Here is a 16838-nt window from a genome sequence, read left to right on the forward strand (position 1 = left end):
GGACAGGGAGCGCGTGTAAGACCTCTTTGAGGCAGTGTGCGTAGAGCTGTCAACCCCAATCAGCGACTCTAGGCGTTTGGTAGCTAACCCCCTAGGGCGTGGTGAGGAATCGCCGTCCTTGTAGGGCGGTGAGGATGTCAATATGCGATCGCGTCCAAGGGGACAGGTGATTGCGATTTTGGATCAGCGCGATCGCGTTACCAGCATCCCTGCAAAAAGCCCAGAACCAGGTGCGTGTGGCTAGAGCTAGACTGGCACAGGTGTGAGAGTGAACGTGGAGCGATCGCGGCATTGTCTGGCATCAGCTTGTGATCCTGAACCCGCCCCTACATATTTACTCGCCATACCTGACTCTTCAGCGCGTTGGGTCAAGAAGATGTATACTTAGGGATATAGAAATTTATATTCCTCATCCAATTTCAAAGGAGACGTCGTATTAGTTAGGGTAAAGCGGAAGTAACAGAAACTTTCGCGTCTGGTATTCAGGGGCTCTATCGCTCAGAACAGATATTGGATTAGCTTGGCAGCTTCGCTACAAATTGTTGTCTCCCAAAAATTCGCTCTGAGCAACGAAGAGTCAGGAATTTGCCACCAAGCCAATAGCCAATTTATATAAGTTTTATGCGGCTTGTTCTCACTGTAAATGAGCCGCATAAAATCTATAGCATTTCTATTAATTCCAGCCTAAATCTAGAGCGTAAGTCCATTAATAGCAGTAGTAGAGACGTTCCGGTGGAACGTCTAGTTATTTCTGGCTGAATAGCGGTTCTCGCTGAAAACAGTAAAGTCTTTCACCTTTATCTAAACCAGGATGATCAGATGGAATTAGTACGAACATGGCTTCCTGATAGCCCACTTGTATCGTTTACGATTCTCTTATTAGTAATTTCGGCAATTCCGCCAATTTTTGAGCGCTTACGATTGCCCGGATTAGTGGGTTTGCTGGTGGCGGGGGTAGTGCTAGGTGAGCATGGGTTAGGGCTGCTGAGTGCTGAAAGCGAAACCATACATCTACTATCGGACATCGGCAAAATCTATTTAATGTTCGTAGCTGGATTAGAAATTGACTTAGAACAGTTTCGCAAAAAGAAAAATCGCTCTTTAGGGTTTGGTTTTGCCACATTCATTGTGCCGCTGATTATCGGTACCCTAATTGGGCAACTATTTGGTTTTGGTCTAAACGCTTCGATACTCATTGGTTCTCTATTTGCCTCCCATACCCTATTAGGGTATCCGATTGTCCAGCGTCTAGGTTTAGTTGAAACTGAACCCGTCATCGTCACTATTGGTGCAACAATCTTTACAGATATCAGTGCGCTGCTCGTATTAGCCATTTGTGTATCAATTCACGCCGGAGAATTCTCCCTCTATACTCTGAGCGTGCAGCTTGGCTCACTAGCTATCTATGCGGCGATTGTTTTGTTTGGCTTTGATTGGGCAGGAAAACAATATTTCCGCCGTACTGGTAATGATCAAGGTAATCAATTTCTCTTTGTTTTGCTGGCAGTGTTTCTCGCTTCAGTGGGAGCGCAAATTATTCATATCGAGCAGATTGTCGGGGCTTTTTTAGTCGGTTTAGCCGTGAATGATGTGGTGGGGCGCTCTCCGGTGAAAGAGAAAGTGGAGTTTGTGGGTAGTGTCTTATTTATTCCCTTTTTCTTCGTCGGTATGGGCTTAATGCTCAATTTACCCCTATTCCTGGAAACCCTAAGGAGCAGTTTCGGACTCACTGTCGCTATTTTAGCCGGATTAATTGGTAGTAAATTTCTCGCCGCCTTCCTCGCGAAAGTCCTATATCACTATCGCTGGAACGAGATGATGGTGATGTGGTCCCTGTCTTTGCCTCAGGTGGCGGCGACATTAGCCGCTGCTTTGGCTGGTTTGCAGGTGGGGTTGCTGAGTGAGGCGGTGTTTAACGGTGTCATCGTTTTAATGCTGGTAACCTCTGTTCTCGGTCCGGTGTTAACCGCAAAATTTGCTCCCCAGCTACCTCTACCCAAGCCCAGTCCTGAGATTAGCCAATCGGTGCTTTGGTGGGAAAGTCGAGCCGAACACCGAGTCCTGGACGAGCAGTTTGAGCGCGATCGCTCTAATTTTACCGTAGTTGTGCCGATTAGTAACCCTCTGACGGAGCGCTTTTTAATTGAAATGGCTGCACTATTGGCACGTCATGAATCGGGTCACATTGTACCCTTATCCATTACCCAGGATCAACTTCAGATGGATGAACCCCAGATGCAAATCTCTCTGGGGCACAGTCGGCGGCTTTTGGTACGTGCCAAACAAATTAGTTCTGAGTTTAAGGTTGAGGCGAAACCCGCACTCCGAATTGAGGATGATGTGGCGCTGGGAATTATTCGTACTGCCCGAGAACAAGACGCCCGTTTAATTGTCATGGGCTGGAGCGAAAATACCGGCTTACGGGCGCGTTTGTTTGGCACTATCATTGATAGTGTTTTTTGGTCATCCCACTGTCCGGTTGCTGTGATGCGGCTATTAGATGAGCCGATAAAAATACGCCGCCTTTTAGTGCCGGTAAAGAACTTCACACCACAAACAGTGCGAACCGTGCGATTTGCCCAACTGTTGGCGGATACCAATCAAGGTTCGGTAACGTTATTGCATATTTGTCCCCCACAAACAACATCTGAGGAAATTGCTTCACTTGAGTCTGAGTTGTCTCATGTCCTCTGTAGTGCAGGTCCACAAGTTAGTACCTCGATTAAAGTCATTCGTCACGAGGATGTGGCGATGGTGATTCTCAATGCTTCTCAGTCGGTTGATATGGTGATTTTGCGCTCATTACGCCGTCGTACTGTTGCTGGATTAGCCGTTAGTGACGTTACCACTAAACTGATTAACCACCTTAAATCTTCATTCGTACTCTTTGCCGAACCTCATGCTTAAAATCAATTTTTTATCTTCAACTCCGCTTTGGTTTTTCCACTTAATTCCTTACAAAATCGGGGAATGCTTTTTCATTAACCTGCTTTCCCTGTTTATCGTGCAAGTCGTTGGTGGGAGTATCACAGATGTAGGTAAAACTAGCTCCTTAGTCTCTCTGGCTGGTGTGGTTGCTTTTATCCTTTGGGGCAATCTCTCAGACCAATTAGGCTCCCGCCGCCCTTTTTTGATTCTAGGATATGTCGGATTTTCTCTGTGTATGGGGTTAATTAGTGTAGCCGATAATCTCATCCAAGTGCAGCAATGCAGTATAGTTGCAGGATTTTTGATGGCAGCCATTATTCCTGTATCAACTGCTCTATTACTAGAAACTGTTCCAGAAAAACAATGGTCTCAATCATTAGGTCGTTTTTATCTGATTGGGAGTTGGAGTTTTGTTATCGCTTTAATTGGAGGAGGAATTTGGCAAGAAGTTTTCTCGAATTTGTGGGGGTCTGTCTCAGCTATGCGAAGTTTATTTGTTTTCGCCGCTGGGGTAAGCTTACTCAGCTTGATTCTCTGTTTGATGTGGGTGCAAGAACCCCAGCAGGTTCATTCAAATCGCTCATTTAGTCCATTATTACTGGGACGACTCTCTGTCGCTGTTATTGAACGGGGAGTGCTGTTTTACCCATCCCGAATGATTTACTTTATCCTGCGTCCAGAGTGGCTAACTCAGATACAGCAGCAGATATATAGTCCCCTGAATCTTTATTACATTTGTTCGGCTCTATTGTTCCTAGCGATTCAAATTGTCTATCTCGCCTTCCCCATTTTTCTGGCTGAGGTTTTGGGAGCAACAAATTCTTTGATTTTTTTAATTGTTTTTGGCAAGGCGTTGATTGAGGCATTTTTATATTTTCCAATCGGTCAGTTCGCCCAAAAACATGACAGTATTAGATTGCTGACTTGGGTAACAGCCGTGCGGGTGGGAATTTTTATGATTTTTACCATCCTGGCACTTTTAAAGCCAACACCAGTGAGTTTAGTCATTATTGGATTTGCCCATCTGTTCACGGGTTTTACTTGGGCTGTGATTAATGTGGCTAGTACCCTATCAGTAGCAAGGCTGGCGACTAAAGGTGAGGAGGGAATGGCGCTGGGAGTCTATAATTCAATTATTGGGGTAGCAACGATTTTTGGTTCTCTAGTCAGCGGCTATTTAGCGGCGAGTTTTGGATATAGTGTTTGTTTTGCCACGGGTACATTTTTGACAGGTTTAACGGTAGTTTGTTTTTGGTTGCTAGAATTTATTATGGAAAAAGAGAGTGAAACAATGCCTTCTTTGCGCTAAGTAGAGACGTAGCATGCTACGTCTCTACATGTTGCATGCTACGTCTCTACAATGATGATTCTATTACTGAATCTCTAAGGGCATCCGCCCAGACAGTAAGGCTTTAGTAGAAGACTCACCCGCTTTTCTCAACTGTCGTGTCAGTTGAAGATTCAACAAGACTAATGCCAGGGATTGACCGACTAGGGCAACTAAAACTGAGGTTCCCGCTGCATATTGGATACTAGCCCAAGGAAACGCCGAAAATAGCCATAGCGTAGGTTCTACCGACGGGGATAGGGACAAAAAGCCAAAAATGATGGGCGGTAAAATAATGATTCCACCCACCACAGTTGCTGCCCAAACTGCCCGCTTTGGCGTTTTCAGCAACAGCATAAGCTGTCCAATTGAAGCATAGAAAACGATGAGACTGGCGGTTACCAATAGCCCCAAAATCGCGGGTGTCTTGTATTCACTTGGAGACCACAGCAGAATCCATGGCAGCAGAATAGCAGACGCGATCGCTAAATTCAACAGAATCGCTACAGGGGCGGGACTGGTTTTGCCCCAGAGTAACTCTGCCATAATCCCAGCCTTGCTGGACGAGCGTTTGGCATGACGGTAACGCGCCCAATCTTGCATCGTCTGACGATGGGGACTCAACGCCGCGATTAGTCCTAAAAACAGGATCAGATTAAACACCAGCAGGACTTCAAAATTCTCAAACAACCCTTCTGCATAAGTTCTCCATTCATGAACCTGAGGATTTAGGGCAAATCCGAGAATCATCACTTCAAAGCAACCTGTTAACCGATAACTTTGTCGCTTACTCAGTAAGGTAGCCGTAGGGTTGTGAAAATGGCGATTTAACCCCTGCCAAATCCAGTAACTCCATAAACCACAATTGAGAATGGCAAATCCAGCCATCGCCCACATTGTCTTACCGATGGGGAGATAAAACCAACCCAACTCCCCAAAATCACCGTTTGGATAAGTATTAGCCGCATCTAGAGAACTAGAATTAATCAGGTACGGTAACAAAATTGCCGGATTAAACAACGTCAGCCAATCGCTGGGGTAATGGGTCATACCCTGGTTACCAATGATACTGGTCATAATCGCCAGGAATATGACCATTCCGCCACTACCCAACCAAGGTTGAAAACCGCCCAACCCATTACCGACTAAGCCAAATAATAACGCACCACTGAAAAAGAATAGGCAACTGGCACCTAGAACGCCGTAGAAGGCGAAAATTTGACTCAAACCAATGTGACCCGCCAAACCCGACACCAGATGTAAGGGCAAGGCGAGGGCGGCGACTAGATAAAGTAACAGGGGAACTCCCAATAATTTGCCCCCTAAAATACTCAGTGTTGAACCCGGAGTCAAACGTAGAAAATTGAGGGTACCGCGATGTTCTTCCTGAGACAGGTCACTAATCAGCATATAGATGCCAACGACTAACAAGGCAAAGATACCGATAAAGCTGAGCCAAACAAATACATCTTGCCACCAGAGTGACCAATTGATCACAAACCCACCCAAGCCATCGGATAGACAGGTTGGAGAAGAATATTCCTGAGTCACACCTGTACAATAACGGCTGTAACCAATCTTTTCCTCCTCAACTACGGGTAATTCACCGGCAAAACCAATCAGTAGCAGTAACTGTCCCAAAAAAGACATGGCTACGGCAATTAAGATATTGCGGGGTTTAAGCCGCCCTTTGATTTCTCGCAACAACTGGGGATTCCATTCACCCAGTTGGTTAACTAAATTCAGTGCCATCGTAATGTGAGTCTCCCTCTAGTAAAACCTATCGTGTTTAATCTGGATGAGTCGGATATGCCTGCGAGTTCACTATCTATGAGTAATGCTCATAATCTCATCCAGAAAATCGTTCTTATCCTTCTCACCTCTTCCCCAATCCCCTTTTTCCCAACGAAATTAAAAAATTGAAACCGATTCCGGTCAGGGGGGTCAATTAGCCGTTATCATAAGAGACTGCCTGGTCAAGTTGCATGTTTCAGGCGTCCACTTTTTCAGATTGTCCACAGGATTACACGTAAGTTATGGCACAGCAGCACTACCGTATTACCCTTTTGCCTGGTGATGGCATCGGTCCAGAAATTATGGCAGTCGCGGTAGATGTGTTAAACATGATTGGCGAACAGTTAAATCTTAGCTTTGAATTCACGGAAGCCTTGATGGGGGGGGCGGCGATTGACGCTACCGGTGAACCCCTACCGGCTGACACCCTGGAAAAATGCCGCCGTAGCGATGCTGTTTTACTGGCTGCTATCGGTGGTTATCAATGGGATAACCTGCCGCGCCATCAACGCCCGGAAACGGGTTTGTTGGGATTACGAGCAGGATTGGGTTTATTTGCCAATTTACGACCTGCCACCATATTACCCCAACTCATTGATGCTTCAACTTTGAAACGGGAGGTGGTTGAAGGGGTGGATATTATGGTGGTGCGAGAACTGACAGGTGGGGTTTATTTCGGTCAGCCGAAGGGCATCTTTACAAGCGTTACTGGGGAAAAGCGGGGTGTAAATACGATGGCGTATACGGAAGCCGAAATTGACCGAATTGGACGAGTGGCATTTGAAACCGCTCGCAAACGCCAGGGTAAACTCTGTTCGGTTGATAAAGCCAATGTTCTAGAGGTATCTCAATTATGGCGCGATCGCATCACTCAATTAGCGACTGAGTATCCGGATGTGGAGTTATCCCATCTGTATGTTGACAATGCTGCCATGCAGTTAGTTCGAGATCCTAAGCAGTTTGATACTATTGTCACGGGGAATTTATTCGGAGATATCCTCTCAGACGCCGCTGCAATGCTCACCGGCAGTATTGGCATGTTACCATCTGCCAGTTTAGGGGAAAAAGGACCCGGCGTTTTTGAACCCGTTCACGGTTCCGCACCGGATATTGCTCTTCAAAATAAGGCAAATCCCTTGGCTCAAGTGTTGAGTGCCGCAATGATGCTACGCTATGGGTTAAATCAACCAACGGCGGCTGACCAGATTGAGCAGGCAGTTCTGAAAGTTTTAGATAAAGGTAACCGTACAGGGGATATTATGTCAGCAGGAATGACCCTTGTCGGTTGCCAGGAAATGGGACATGCTTTGATTGAGATACTCAAACAGCCATAAGTTAAGTCAAACAGGAGCGCAGCTACTCTGATTCAACGAAACGTCCGACAAGAATCATGTTGGTGAATTAAAAAATAGGGTTAGGTGGGTGGTATACACATCACAGCAACGGCAAGGAGACTATACAGAAACTCGGACAGGGCTACCGATGTTGTTAGACCCGGGTCTCCTCAGAGCCGCTCGGCAGATATACCATACCTATTATGAAGTCCATCCCCATCTGACCCAACGCCCTACGGGTGTGGCAATTGACCGATTTAGCTATCGTGGGAAGTTAATTTTTCGGGCTAAACCGATTCTTTTGCCTCAAGAGTGTTTTGTGCCACTGAGTCAGCTTGAGGCGGAAATTTATTAGTCATTTGTCATCTATCCTTTGATAAAAAAGGAAATTAATCACTATTTCCATCTTTCCAGCTAGTAGTTTTTTTTGGTTAGTTGTTTCTTCTTACCAGGTTCAGATAAGGTTTTAACACTGGCAATTAATTTCACCGCTAACTCGAAGATTATAGCGGTGAAATTAATTGCCGATTTAGATGAATGCGAGGGCGGGATTTGAACCTGCGACCTTGGGCTTATGAGTCCCCTTGTCATCTCATAGTCAAAGTTCTGGAGGTGCTGGAGGTGTAGCGCCAGAGTAGATAACTGCTGCTTTCCCTTGCCTACGTGCTACCTTGACCACTTCCATTGCTTCATCCCAGTTAGGATAGGTGCTGTAGTTCCATTCTCCAGGATTGTCGCCTTCTATAGCAATTACGGTTTCCTGTTGCTTCTCATCGCTGCGATCGCTATGGTTCATTTCCTCCTAGAAGGCTCTTAAACTATCTTCAGGTCATATCCTATCTTAATAAAGTTTCTCATGCCTTACAACAGAAATTACAGATACTTAGAGATAGATTAGAGACAATAATTTAATTAACATAGATATAGAAAAGGATAGTAGAAACAACTACTATCCTTAAAGTTCGTTAGCTTAGATTGTTTAGAATTCAGGAACTTGCACTTGTCTGATTGTACCTGCATAGTGTTTCATAACTATTTCTGGACTATTACCCACCCACTTCGCTACTTGAGTAACAGTCACACCAGCTTCTAATGCCATTGTAATGAAGGTATGACGGCAATTGTACTGTGGTAAATATTGTTTGACTTGACCATCCTTCACTAAATTCTCTACCACTGGCTTCCAGACTCGATTTAAGAAATTGTGAGCATCTATCTCTTTACCACTTTTAGCGGCAAATACTAAAGCTTCAGAAGAATCATTTTCTAGCTTAATTTCATCTAGAAGTGCTTGTAACTGTTTATTGATAGGAAAGGTTCTCGCTTCATGAGTTTTAGTAGACTTTCTAATTCTTAAATCAGTCGCTACTGCTTCAGAGAAGACAATTCGATGGTTCTCAATATGCTTCCACTTAAGCGCGATCGCTTCTTCTGGACGGCAACCAGTAAGGAATAGGAACTTAACGTATGGTGCATAGTAGGAGTGGCTAACTGGAGCAAACTTGGATGAGTAAGTATTATTCTCAAAAGCTTGAGTAATGGCATCTCTTTCAGCTTTTGTAAATGCCATTCGAGATGTTTTACTTGTCTTCTTAGTCTTAATCTCACTTGCCATGCCATCAAACGGGTTGGAGGCAATCAGCTTAGAACGCATTGCCCAGTTGCAACAAGCATTTAATTGTTTTAATGTACGTTTTGCTACTTCAGCAGAATATGCTTTAAGTAAATAATTCTGAATAGCTACTGCTTCACTCAAGTCCTGTGTTGGTAGCTTCTTAATCCGCTTCTGGATTTTTCCGTAATCTCTTAGGATAGTCGTCTGTTCCAATTGACTGGATTTGAACTGAGTATAGTTTTCCCATAGCTCATCCAATCTCAGTGCCTTCTGTGCCTCTTCATCAGGTTCTACTAGCTTTAAATGAGTCTGAGGTCTGTATTTTGTTAATGTTCTGTCAAACGTTCCAGCAACTACGGATTCTGTAACTATATCTGACTCAATCTGCTTTTTCTTAGCTTCAGCTATTGTCCTGTTTTCTGGCGTATCGTCTAGTCCTAACGTTAAATACTTTTGCTTGCCACTATAAAGCTGACGTGGGAGCCTTAATCGTAAGCGACCCTGAAACGATTCAACACCGACTGAACCCTTAGAAGCCTTCTGCTGTGTTGTTTGTGAAGCCATTGCTCTAACCCTTTGCTTGACTATGAACACCTAAGTTCTAAGGTAATCATAGTCGATTCATAGTCAAAGTCAATAGTCAAACCAATAAAAAACCAGAAGAATAGCCTCATTACCATTGAGACTATTCCCCCGAAAAGCTTACTCTATAAGGTTTCCACTAAATGGCTCAGGCGGGATTTGAACCTGCGACCTTGGGCTTATGAGTCCCCTGCTCTAACCACTGAGCTACTGAGCCGTTTTTTTTTGACAGCCTCCTTAATTTAGCATAAAGCTTACGTGAACACAAGCATATTTTCTAGCATCTATCTAAGATAGATGTATCAATCCGGTAGTGGCATGACATTTGGATTTCCTTGCGTCAACTCAACCTAAAATCTATTCCACAATTTGAGCGGTGTCACGCCAGTAGAGACGTTGCTTGCAACGCCTCTACACACTTGTGTCCCTGGGAGAATCAACTACCGATTCTTGGGTAGATAAGCCATTGGGTTAACGGCTCCGCGTCCCGATGGATGAACCTCAAAGTGCAAATGGGGACCGGTACTGTAGCCAGTACTACCCATTTCCGAAATTTGTTGCCCTTGGTCAACCTCTTGACCCCGACGCACCAAAATTCGATTGTTATGGGCATAGAGGGTCAAGCTGCCATCCGGATGTTTGATTTCCACCAATTTGCCGTAGCCACCGGAATTCCAACCAGCGGTGACGACAACACCAGGGGCAGCTGCCACAATAGGTGTACCAATAGGAGCCGCAATATCAATACCCCTGTGCATGCGTCCCCAACGCCTACCGTAGCCAGAGGTTAAAACTCCCTTGCTGGGCCAAATATAGCCATTAAATGGGGCAGGGCTATCCGGCAAGTACATATCCGGAGCAGACAGAGGAGGCAGTTGAGGTGCAACCGTTGTCCCCACCGGGGTTTGCAGCATCGGGTTATAACTTTCTGCTGGGGCTGGGGCGGCGGCTAGGATTTGCTGCTTCGGTTCAGATGGGGTTGCCGCAGGTGGCGGTACCGCGATGGGAACTGAAGCGGTTTGAGTTTCCTGTTCATACCGCTGCGGATTGAATTCCGGATTGACCCTAGCGGGTGTTGATTGCTCCGCTAAACTCGGCGCAACTGGCACAGCAGGAACAACCACATTGCTGGGTGAACTGGTGGGCGCTGTGGCTTGCTGATGACGATATTCTGCCCGCATTCTGAGAATATCCGCCCTCAAACGCTCAACGTAGGGGTTTTCCCCAGCGTTAGCTGGCTGATTCCGCTTCGCATCTAAGGCGATAGGGGTATTAGCTGGGGTGTTTTCGCCAACAGAGGATTGGGCGAGAACAGTTGATGAAGCGGTTGGGGGTTGAAATGTTGGTGCTGTTGGAATAATTGGTGAGGTGGACGTTGTTGTGGTCGGAACAACGACTCTGGGTGCTTCAACCTCGGCTGGTGCTGAGGGAGTAACAAAATTGTTTGATTGCTCTTTAATACCCGGTAAAAACGTTACTCTTTGCTCGGATGACTCAGCCGATGGCGTCGTGGGAATTGCGAGCTGTTGATTGACTCGAATCAGGTTGGGATTATTTAATCCGTTCGCTTGAATTAATTCAGAACGGGATAAACCATAGCGACGAGCGATCGCGTCTATCGTATCTCCAGGTTTTACCTCGTAAGTACTCGTCGTCGCCGCTCTATTCGCCACCACCGTTTCCATCACCACTGGCTGCGGTGTTGGGGGTTGAGCCGTGATTTCTGGCGTTGTGACGGGTTCGAGCCTGGTATTGGGGAAGGTGATCGGTTTTTGGTCTTCCGATGGCTCTTGTGAGGTCAAATGGGCTGGACTTGGCGTGGGAACCGGAATCACCACCGATGATGGTGATGGCTTCGGTGTATTTTCCTCCACAGCCAGAGACGCCGCTGTATCTGGAGTGGGTACCGGAATCACCACGGACGAATCAGAGAGGCTGAGAGCTCTTGATTGTGAACTTGATGCGGCTTCTCGGTTCGGAGTGGGTACCGGAATCACCACAGGTGACTGGTACGGATTGACTCCTAGGGACTCCACCGTCGGTGATGCGGCAATTTCTGGTGTAGGAACGGGAATAACTACGGGAGATTGAGGTTGATAGACCGACTTTGAGTCTACAGTCGGCGATGCCGCAATTTCCGGAGTAGGAACCGGGATACCAATCGGAGTGCTGGGATTCGTCGCGGTTGACGCTGGGGTATCGGGTCTCCGTTCTGCCGTCGGGAAAGGGGTTGCTGACGCTGATGGCGTTGCTGCTGTTGTTGATTGGTTGATGGACTCCTCAGACCTCAACTCCGCCAGACTGCTATTTAAGCGGTTCCCTTTGTGTTTTAAATCATCAAGAGCAACGTTTTGTCTCGCTTTGAGCAGGTCATCGACTTGACCGGGAACGATGACCGATTCACCGGTTTTGAGCTGACCGGCTGTGGATACCCCGCCCGAGTTCCGTAACCGATTTGGCTCGACACCGTAAGATTTGGATACAGATTCGACGGTTTCACCAGGTTTAGCCTCGTGAACGATACCGTTCACTGTCGGGATTTTTAGCTGCTGTCCAACTGACAGACTGGCATTGGGTTGGACCGGATTCGACGCCGCGATCGCTTCTGGAGCTACCTGGTACGTTTGCGAGACCTCCCATAGCGTTTGTCCTTCCTGTACCTTGTGTTTCACCACAGGTGTGGACAGGGCTGGCGATGGGGCTGGGGCGGGGACAGGTTTAGCTTGCGGCGGTTTCGAGAGTGTGGCAACGTCTGGTTCGCTTTCTGTTGGCACAGACGCAGGCGAACTCACGCCAACAGGCAGAGTTGTCAGCGTTGGCTCAGAGGCAATGGGTTCAACCGCTAGGGCTTCATCACTCTGTTGCGGTAACAACAAGCTGGAAGCTCCCATGGAAATTGCCAACCCAATCATGGCAGCAGAAGTCCTAGCTCTGCGGTTGCCTTCGGTCGGAATCGTTGCGCCGACTGACGGCTTCTCCTCAGAAAGCTTCAATAACGCCTCAAAGGAGTGGGCGGAGTTGGCTGCACACGAAGGAACCTGTTTAACCTTCTGCGTAAATGTCCGTTTCAAAAACGACCTCCTAGTGTGTGACGAGCACTTAACAGTTCCTAAAATGATTTTTCCAAGTCAATGAGGGTTCTCACCCAAAAATGTGATTTAGATCACGGACGGTAAACATACTTAGGCAAGAGTACCCTGCTTTTTTGATTTAGACAAGCTCATCTGACTGGATAAATTTCTCGTTGTTGACGATCACCGCTCGATTCACCCTTCATGAAGCCATAACTCGCTGTCTCTAGAACAATATAGTTGAGTTTGATACTTAACCCTCTAAAAGACACGGTTGATAGTCGGGCGGTTTTTGCCAAGAACCTGTGCATAGAACATACAGACTTTACAGGCTTTTCTCCGGAAGAGGGCTAGCCCTGCTTTCCCTTTCCTCATAAGCGGGTTTGGTGTTAGTTAGCCTTCCAGAATATCCGGTGATCGCAGAATTTAGCAACTGAATAGAGCTCAAGCTCATAGTCTAGCAACCGATAGTTTAGCAGTTAACGATTACAGACGGCACTTTACGTGAATTTTTGGTAAAGAACAACCGTACAGTCTACCCCAGGCAAGCTTGGGTAGAAACGCTGTTATCGGTAACGTCACATCTGATAAAACGGCGCTTTCTCTTGCGGGTCTTGGCTTTGGACTACCTGGGATCAACCCGCTTGGGATGATTAAAATCTATCAAGCCGCCTCGATTGGGCGGGAATCTTTTTTATATAAATTTCTTATCAAAGGAGTGGATTTTCCGTATTCTAGATAGCTGAATTCAGCGCCATTAATTTTTTGACATAGATAAATGAAGAAAATGCCCTCTGTACAAAGGTGGAAATTGTTAAATTTTAATTAATTTTCATTAAATCTTGATCAGATTAAATAAATTTATATATACGCCAATGTCCATACATGTAGTATTCCGTCCTACAGTTCAACGCTTCAGGTAGAGCCAAGTTTCCGGAATTAGCACCTGCTGAAGGTTAATTTTATTGCTTTAAATACTTAAACGTTATCAGGCAATGTTCTTTCACTTATCAGGTATCCCAGTTGACGCCGTGCTTCAAATAAACCCAAAGCAGCGCTGACGGAAAGATTCAAACTGCGAACACCGGGTTGTGTCATGGGAATAAACACAGTTGCGTCACAAAGCCTTAAAACTGACTGGGGCAGCCCTTGGGTTTCGCTGCCAAATAAAAGCCAGTCATTGGGTTGAAATGGAAATTGAACATAACTGTATTGCCCAGAAGTGCTGAAACCAATCCATCGCCCTCCCAGCTGTTGGTAAACCTGATTAAATACCTCCCACGTTTGGTGGTAGTGCAACTTGACATAGGGCCAATAGTCAAGTCCAGCTCGTTTGAGGTAGCGATCGCTAATTTCAAACCCCAAGGGTCCGACGAGGTGCAACTCCGTATCTGTGGCGGCACAGGTACGGGCGACATTGCCCGTATTGGGCGGAATTTGGGGGTAAACTAAGACAACCCTCAGCATAAAAACTCAAACCTCTTTTCAGTTCTACCCTAAACGTTCATGAATGTTGCCTGAATTGGCTCAGACCCATTGGAAATCTTGATATTATATGTTTTTTTAATATCAAGTTTTGGGAAGAAGCTGATTAGATATTTTAATTTTTAGCCCGATCACTCTTGACAAATCATCCCTCCTACTTACTAAGCTACCAAAGCTTGACATAACTTGTCTTCAAGTTCTTTTTCTTGTTCCGCCATGTCTTGAATGGCTCTGTTGAGAATTTGCTGAGTGTCAAAGCCAACGGATTGAAGTTGTAACCACTGCTCTGCCGTATTCCCTTGGCGGAGAATCTTTTTCAGGGGCGAGAGGAAGCAACTGAAGCCTTTTGCTTTGGCAATGGGTAAAACCTCTTGATACAGTTCATCAATCCATTCCCTTGCCGAAATCATTCTGCCATCCTGCCAATGGGTGAGTTGGGCATCCAAACTCGAACGGGCAACCGCCATTTCATTCGCTGCGGTGAGGGCGACTAACTCAGCAGTGCGAGTCGATCCTTGACTTCCGTAGAGAGGGTCAAGACTCGGATCATTTAAAAGCTGGGTCAAACGGGCTTCCAGTAAGGCTGTTACCGCAAGCAAGGCAATCGGATCAACGATTAAATCACAAATTCTCAACTCCAGACGATTTAAATCATAAGGGCGTCGATTGCCATTAGGTCGAACCGATGACCAAAGATGGCGCACGTTACACATGGTTCCCGCCGCAAGTTGGGCTTGTGTCCACTCAATAAAGTGAGCATGGCTTTCAAAGAGGGGAACCTGAGAAGGGGTTTGGGGAAAAATCCCCCAGCGAGTGGAGTGATACCCTGTCGCTTTTCCGTCGAGAAAGGGAGACGATGCGCTTAACGCCAGGTATAAGGGTGCTTCTACCCGTACCAGACGGCAGGCTTGCATCAGCCGTTCTGGGTCAGAAATGCCCACATTGATATGAACACTGGCGGTGACAACATTACTACCGTAGGTTTGCTCAATGTAGTCATGATAAGGGTTTTGCGGGTCAGAGCGGTAGAAGCGATCGCTCCTCCCTAGAGAAAGGGTACTTCCGGGAATTAGGGTGTAGTTTCCCAGGGTTTTCAGATAAGCACGTAGTTGCTGACGCGGGCGTACCAATGCACATAAAAGGCGGTCATAGCAGCATAGAGGAGCGGTGGTATATTCGACATTGCGGCTGTCGGGTTCCCGCATGAATCCATCCAAGGATGCCACAATCTGATCAGAAAGACCGACAATTTCCCCTTGGGGAGTGCCAGTATACATCTCAATTTCAAAGCCTTTTGATAGCAGCACAGTATCTCCTCAAGCTGGGTAGAGCAACCTTCTTAACTCATGAATGCTCCCCCACCTGAATCGCGAGGTGTGGGTGTCTTAATTACAAGGGTTTATCCCTCGCGACAGGCGGCATTCTCGCCGTGTTACGGGAACTTTTGCCCGTAAACACCCCCAAGTCGTTTCCGCTATGGGGCTAAGAAAAACTTTTACCTAGGGTCTGACGTGTATAAACCGACCACACAGGATTTACAGGCTGTTTTACCTTACTTTGAGAGGTCGTGTCTCCGGATTACTCGGAATTTTTCCGTCCTTTACCGTACCGCTCAATATTTCGATATTCTAACACTTTATGGGCTATGGGACGTTGCCTCGCCTTAACCCCCACCTACGAAAGTGAGGTGGGAGAATGCAGGCGAGTTTTGTTCAACTAAAACGCCAGGATTCCCCCTCCTCAAAGCGAGTGGGCGTCCAGCCCACAATGCGTAGGTGGGGGAGGAATGGCGGGACAGCGTAGGTAGCGTAGGTACGGAGCTGTCCAAGCACTTGTGTTTGTTTCACGACAATGCTATTATAAACTCACTTCGTGAAACAAGTATGTTGCAAACCCTAACCGCCAAATTAAAACTAGAAGTCACCCAGGAGCAAAAAGAACAGCTCCGGGTTACTTCTTTGGCGTACAGGGACGCCCTAAATTACACGTCTGCTGTTGCCTTTGATCTGGGCAAAACCTACAACGGCACCAAAATCCAGAAGGAAGTTTATTATACGTTGCGAGAGCAATTTAAGCTTCCATCACAAATGGCTTGCAACGTTCCTCGTCAAGTTGGGGCAACATACAAGTCATTGCGGACAAAGCTAAAAAAGAATGAGGAGGCGATTAAGGCAGGTCGTACTAAAAAGCGATATAAAGGCTTAGATAAACCACCTAAATACGTTTCTCGTACCTGCACATTGAACTATCAACGTGACTACTCATTTGTCAAAGACCAGAAAGTAAGTGTCATCACATTGGATGGTCGAATCAAGGTAAATTACCAATGCTACTCCAAGAATTTGGAAATGATTAGCTCTGGAGTAGCCAAAATTGGAGCAGCAAAACTTTGGTACTCAAAACCCACCAAAACTTACTACTTGCTAGTGAGTATGGAAGTGGAAGCCCATGAGCTGATGCCAAATGATATTAACCGAGTTATGGGTGTAGATGTTGGGCAACGCTATATTGCTGTTGCAGCAGATACTCGCAATAAGACTCAGTTTTTCAGCGGCTCTCAGGTGAGACACAAAGCTTCTCGTTATGTTAGAGCGAGAAAGTCTTTGCAGCGTAAAGGCACCCGTAGTGCAACTCGTAGATTGGTTGCATTGTCTGGACGGGAGAGACGGTTTATCGCTGACACGAATCACTGTATTGCTAAA

The 16838-nt window shown here is 46.3% G+C and carries 12 protein-coding genes, 1 tRNA gene and 1 pseudogene; 5 read left to right on the forward strand and 9 right to left on the reverse strand.

Going from position 1 to position 16838, the window contains the following annotated elements; translation table 11 throughout:
* Nucleotides 1-91: 91 nt before the first annotated feature.
* Together RLO19_RS30755 and RLO19_RS30760 are read right to left on the reverse strand one after the other, a co-directional pair.
* Complete coding sequence (locus RLO19_RS30755; protein WP_446361553.1) at nt 92-292, reverse strand: hypothetical protein; 201 nt, start codon at nt 290-292, stop codon at nt 92-94.
* A complete protein-coding gene (locus RLO19_RS30760) occupies nt 247-372 on the reverse strand; it encodes a hypothetical protein (protein ID WP_446361555.1) in 126 nt (41 codons plus the stop codon). The genes RLO19_RS30755 and RLO19_RS30760 overlap by 46 nt, the downstream gene beginning before the upstream one ends.
* Nucleotides 373-819: 447 nt before the next feature.
* Between RLO19_RS30760 and RLO19_RS30765 the strand changes: the two genes are divergently transcribed.
* Nucleotides 820-2907, forward strand: a complete 2088-nt coding sequence (locus RLO19_RS30765; RefSeq protein WP_446361557.1) for a cation:proton antiporter — start codon at nt 820-822, stop codon at nt 2905-2907.
* Nucleotides 2900-4237 carry an MFS transporter gene (locus RLO19_RS30770; RefSeq protein WP_446361559.1) on the forward strand — a complete coding sequence of 446 codons (1338 nt, stop codon included), beginning with the start codon at nt 2900-2902 and terminating at the stop codon, nt 4235-4237. The genes RLO19_RS30765 and RLO19_RS30770 overlap by 8 nt, the downstream gene beginning before the upstream one ends.
* A 63-nt stretch (nt 4238-4300) precedes the next feature.
* On the opposite strand, the gene RLO19_RS30775 is transcribed toward RLO19_RS30770, so the two are convergent.
* Nucleotides 4301-6007: an ABC transporter permease gene (locus RLO19_RS30775; protein ID WP_446361561.1), complete on the reverse strand. Its 1707-nt coding sequence runs from the start codon at nt 6005-6007 to the stop codon at nt 4301-4303.
* Between the two features lie 284 nt (nt 6008-6291).
* Between RLO19_RS30775 and leuB the strand changes: the two genes are divergently transcribed.
* Together leuB and RLO19_RS30785 are read left to right on the forward strand one after the other, a co-directional pair.
* On the forward strand, nt 6292-7383 hold the full coding sequence (leuB, locus tag RLO19_RS30780; protein ID WP_446361563.1) for a 3-isopropylmalate dehydrogenase: 1092 nt from the start codon (nt 6292-6294) through the stop codon (nt 7381-7383).
* Nucleotides 7384-7471: 88 nt separating this feature from the next.
* The gene (locus tag RLO19_RS30785) at nt 7472-7738 is read left to right on the forward strand and encodes a hypothetical protein (RefSeq protein WP_446335843.1); all 267 of its coding nucleotides are present in this window, start codon (nt 7472-7474) and stop codon (nt 7736-7738) included.
* Between the two features lie 243 nt (nt 7739-7981).
* On the opposite strand, the gene RLO19_RS30790 is transcribed toward RLO19_RS30785, so the two are convergent.
* The 6 genes from RLO19_RS30790 to gshA all read right to left on the reverse strand — a co-directional run bounded on the left by RLO19_RS30790 (nt 7982) and on the right by gshA (nt 15443).
* The gene (locus tag RLO19_RS30790) at nt 7982-8179 is read right to left on the reverse strand and encodes a hypothetical protein (RefSeq protein ID WP_446361565.1); all 198 of its coding nucleotides are present in this window, start codon (nt 8177-8179) and stop codon (nt 7982-7984) included.
* Nucleotides 8180-8362: 183 nt separating this feature from the next.
* Nucleotides 8363-9562 (reverse strand): tyrosine-type recombinase/integrase, encoded by a 1200-nt coding sequence (locus RLO19_RS30795; RefSeq protein ID WP_446361567.1) that lies wholly within the window; start codon nt 9560-9562, stop codon nt 8363-8365.
* Between the two features lie 162 nt (nt 9563-9724).
* Nucleotides 9725-9797 (reverse strand) — tRNA-Met (locus RLO19_RS30800).
* Between the two features lie 223 nt (nt 9798-10020).
* Complete coding sequence (locus tag RLO19_RS30805) at nt 10021-12651, reverse strand: peptidoglycan DD-metalloendopeptidase family protein (RefSeq protein ID WP_446361569.1); 2631 nt, start codon at nt 12649-12651, stop codon at nt 10021-10023.
* A gap of 978 nt (nt 12652-13629) precedes the next feature.
* A complete protein-coding gene (locus tag RLO19_RS30810) occupies nt 13630-14118 on the reverse strand; it encodes a tRNA (cytidine(34)-2'-O)-methyltransferase (protein ID WP_446361571.1) in 489 nt (162 codons plus the stop codon).
* A gap of 179 nt (nt 14119-14297) precedes the next feature.
* A complete protein-coding gene (gshA, locus tag RLO19_RS30815; protein WP_446361572.1) occupies nt 14298-15443 on the reverse strand; it encodes a glutamate--cysteine ligase in 1146 nt (381 codons plus the stop codon).
* 576 nt (nt 15444-16019) lie between these two features.
* Here gshA and RLO19_RS30820 point away from each other — a divergent pair.
* Nucleotides 16020-16838, forward strand: a pseudogene (locus tag RLO19_RS30820) (RNA-guided endonuclease InsQ/TnpB family protein); the annotation flags it as partial.

This window comes from Coleofasciculus sp. G2-EDA-02, from assembly GCF_040226375.1.
In the GTDB taxonomy this organism is placed as follows: Bacteria; Cyanobacteriota; Cyanobacteriia; order Cyanobacteriales; family Coleofasciculaceae; genus Coleofasciculus.

What these genes read in the sequence shown, in the direction of transcription:
- RLO19_RS30755 (WP_446361553.1), bottom strand. Translation starts at nt 292, where the DNA reads ATGCCGCGATCGCTCCACGTTCACTCTCACACCTGTGCCAGTCTAGCT.
- RLO19_RS30765 (WP_446361557.1), top strand. Translation starts at nt 820, where the DNA reads ATGGAATTAGTACGAACATGGCTTCCTGATAGCCCACTTGTATCGTTT.
- RLO19_RS30770 (WP_446361559.1), top strand. Translation starts at nt 2,900, where the DNA reads ATGCTTAAAATCAATTTTTTATCTTCAACTCCGCTTTGGTTTTTCCAC.
- RLO19_RS30775 (WP_446361561.1), bottom strand. Translation starts at nt 6,007, where the DNA reads ATGGCACTGAATTTAGTTAACCAACTGGGTGAATGGAATCCCCAGTTG.
- leuB (WP_446361563.1), top strand. Translation starts at nt 6,292, where the DNA reads ATGGCACAGCAGCACTACCGTATTACCCTTTTGCCTGGTGATGGCATC.
- RLO19_RS30790 (WP_446361565.1), bottom strand. Translation starts at nt 8,179, where the DNA reads ATGAACCATAGCGATCGCAGCGATGAGAAGCAACAGGAAACCGTAATT.
- RLO19_RS30795 (WP_446361567.1), bottom strand. Translation starts at nt 9,562, where the DNA reads ATGGCTTCACAAACAACACAGCAGAAGGCTTCTAAGGGTTCAGTCGGT.
- RLO19_RS30810 (WP_446361571.1), bottom strand. Translation starts at nt 14,118, where the DNA reads ATGCTGAGGGTTGTCTTAGTTTACCCCCAAATTCCGCCCAATACGGGC.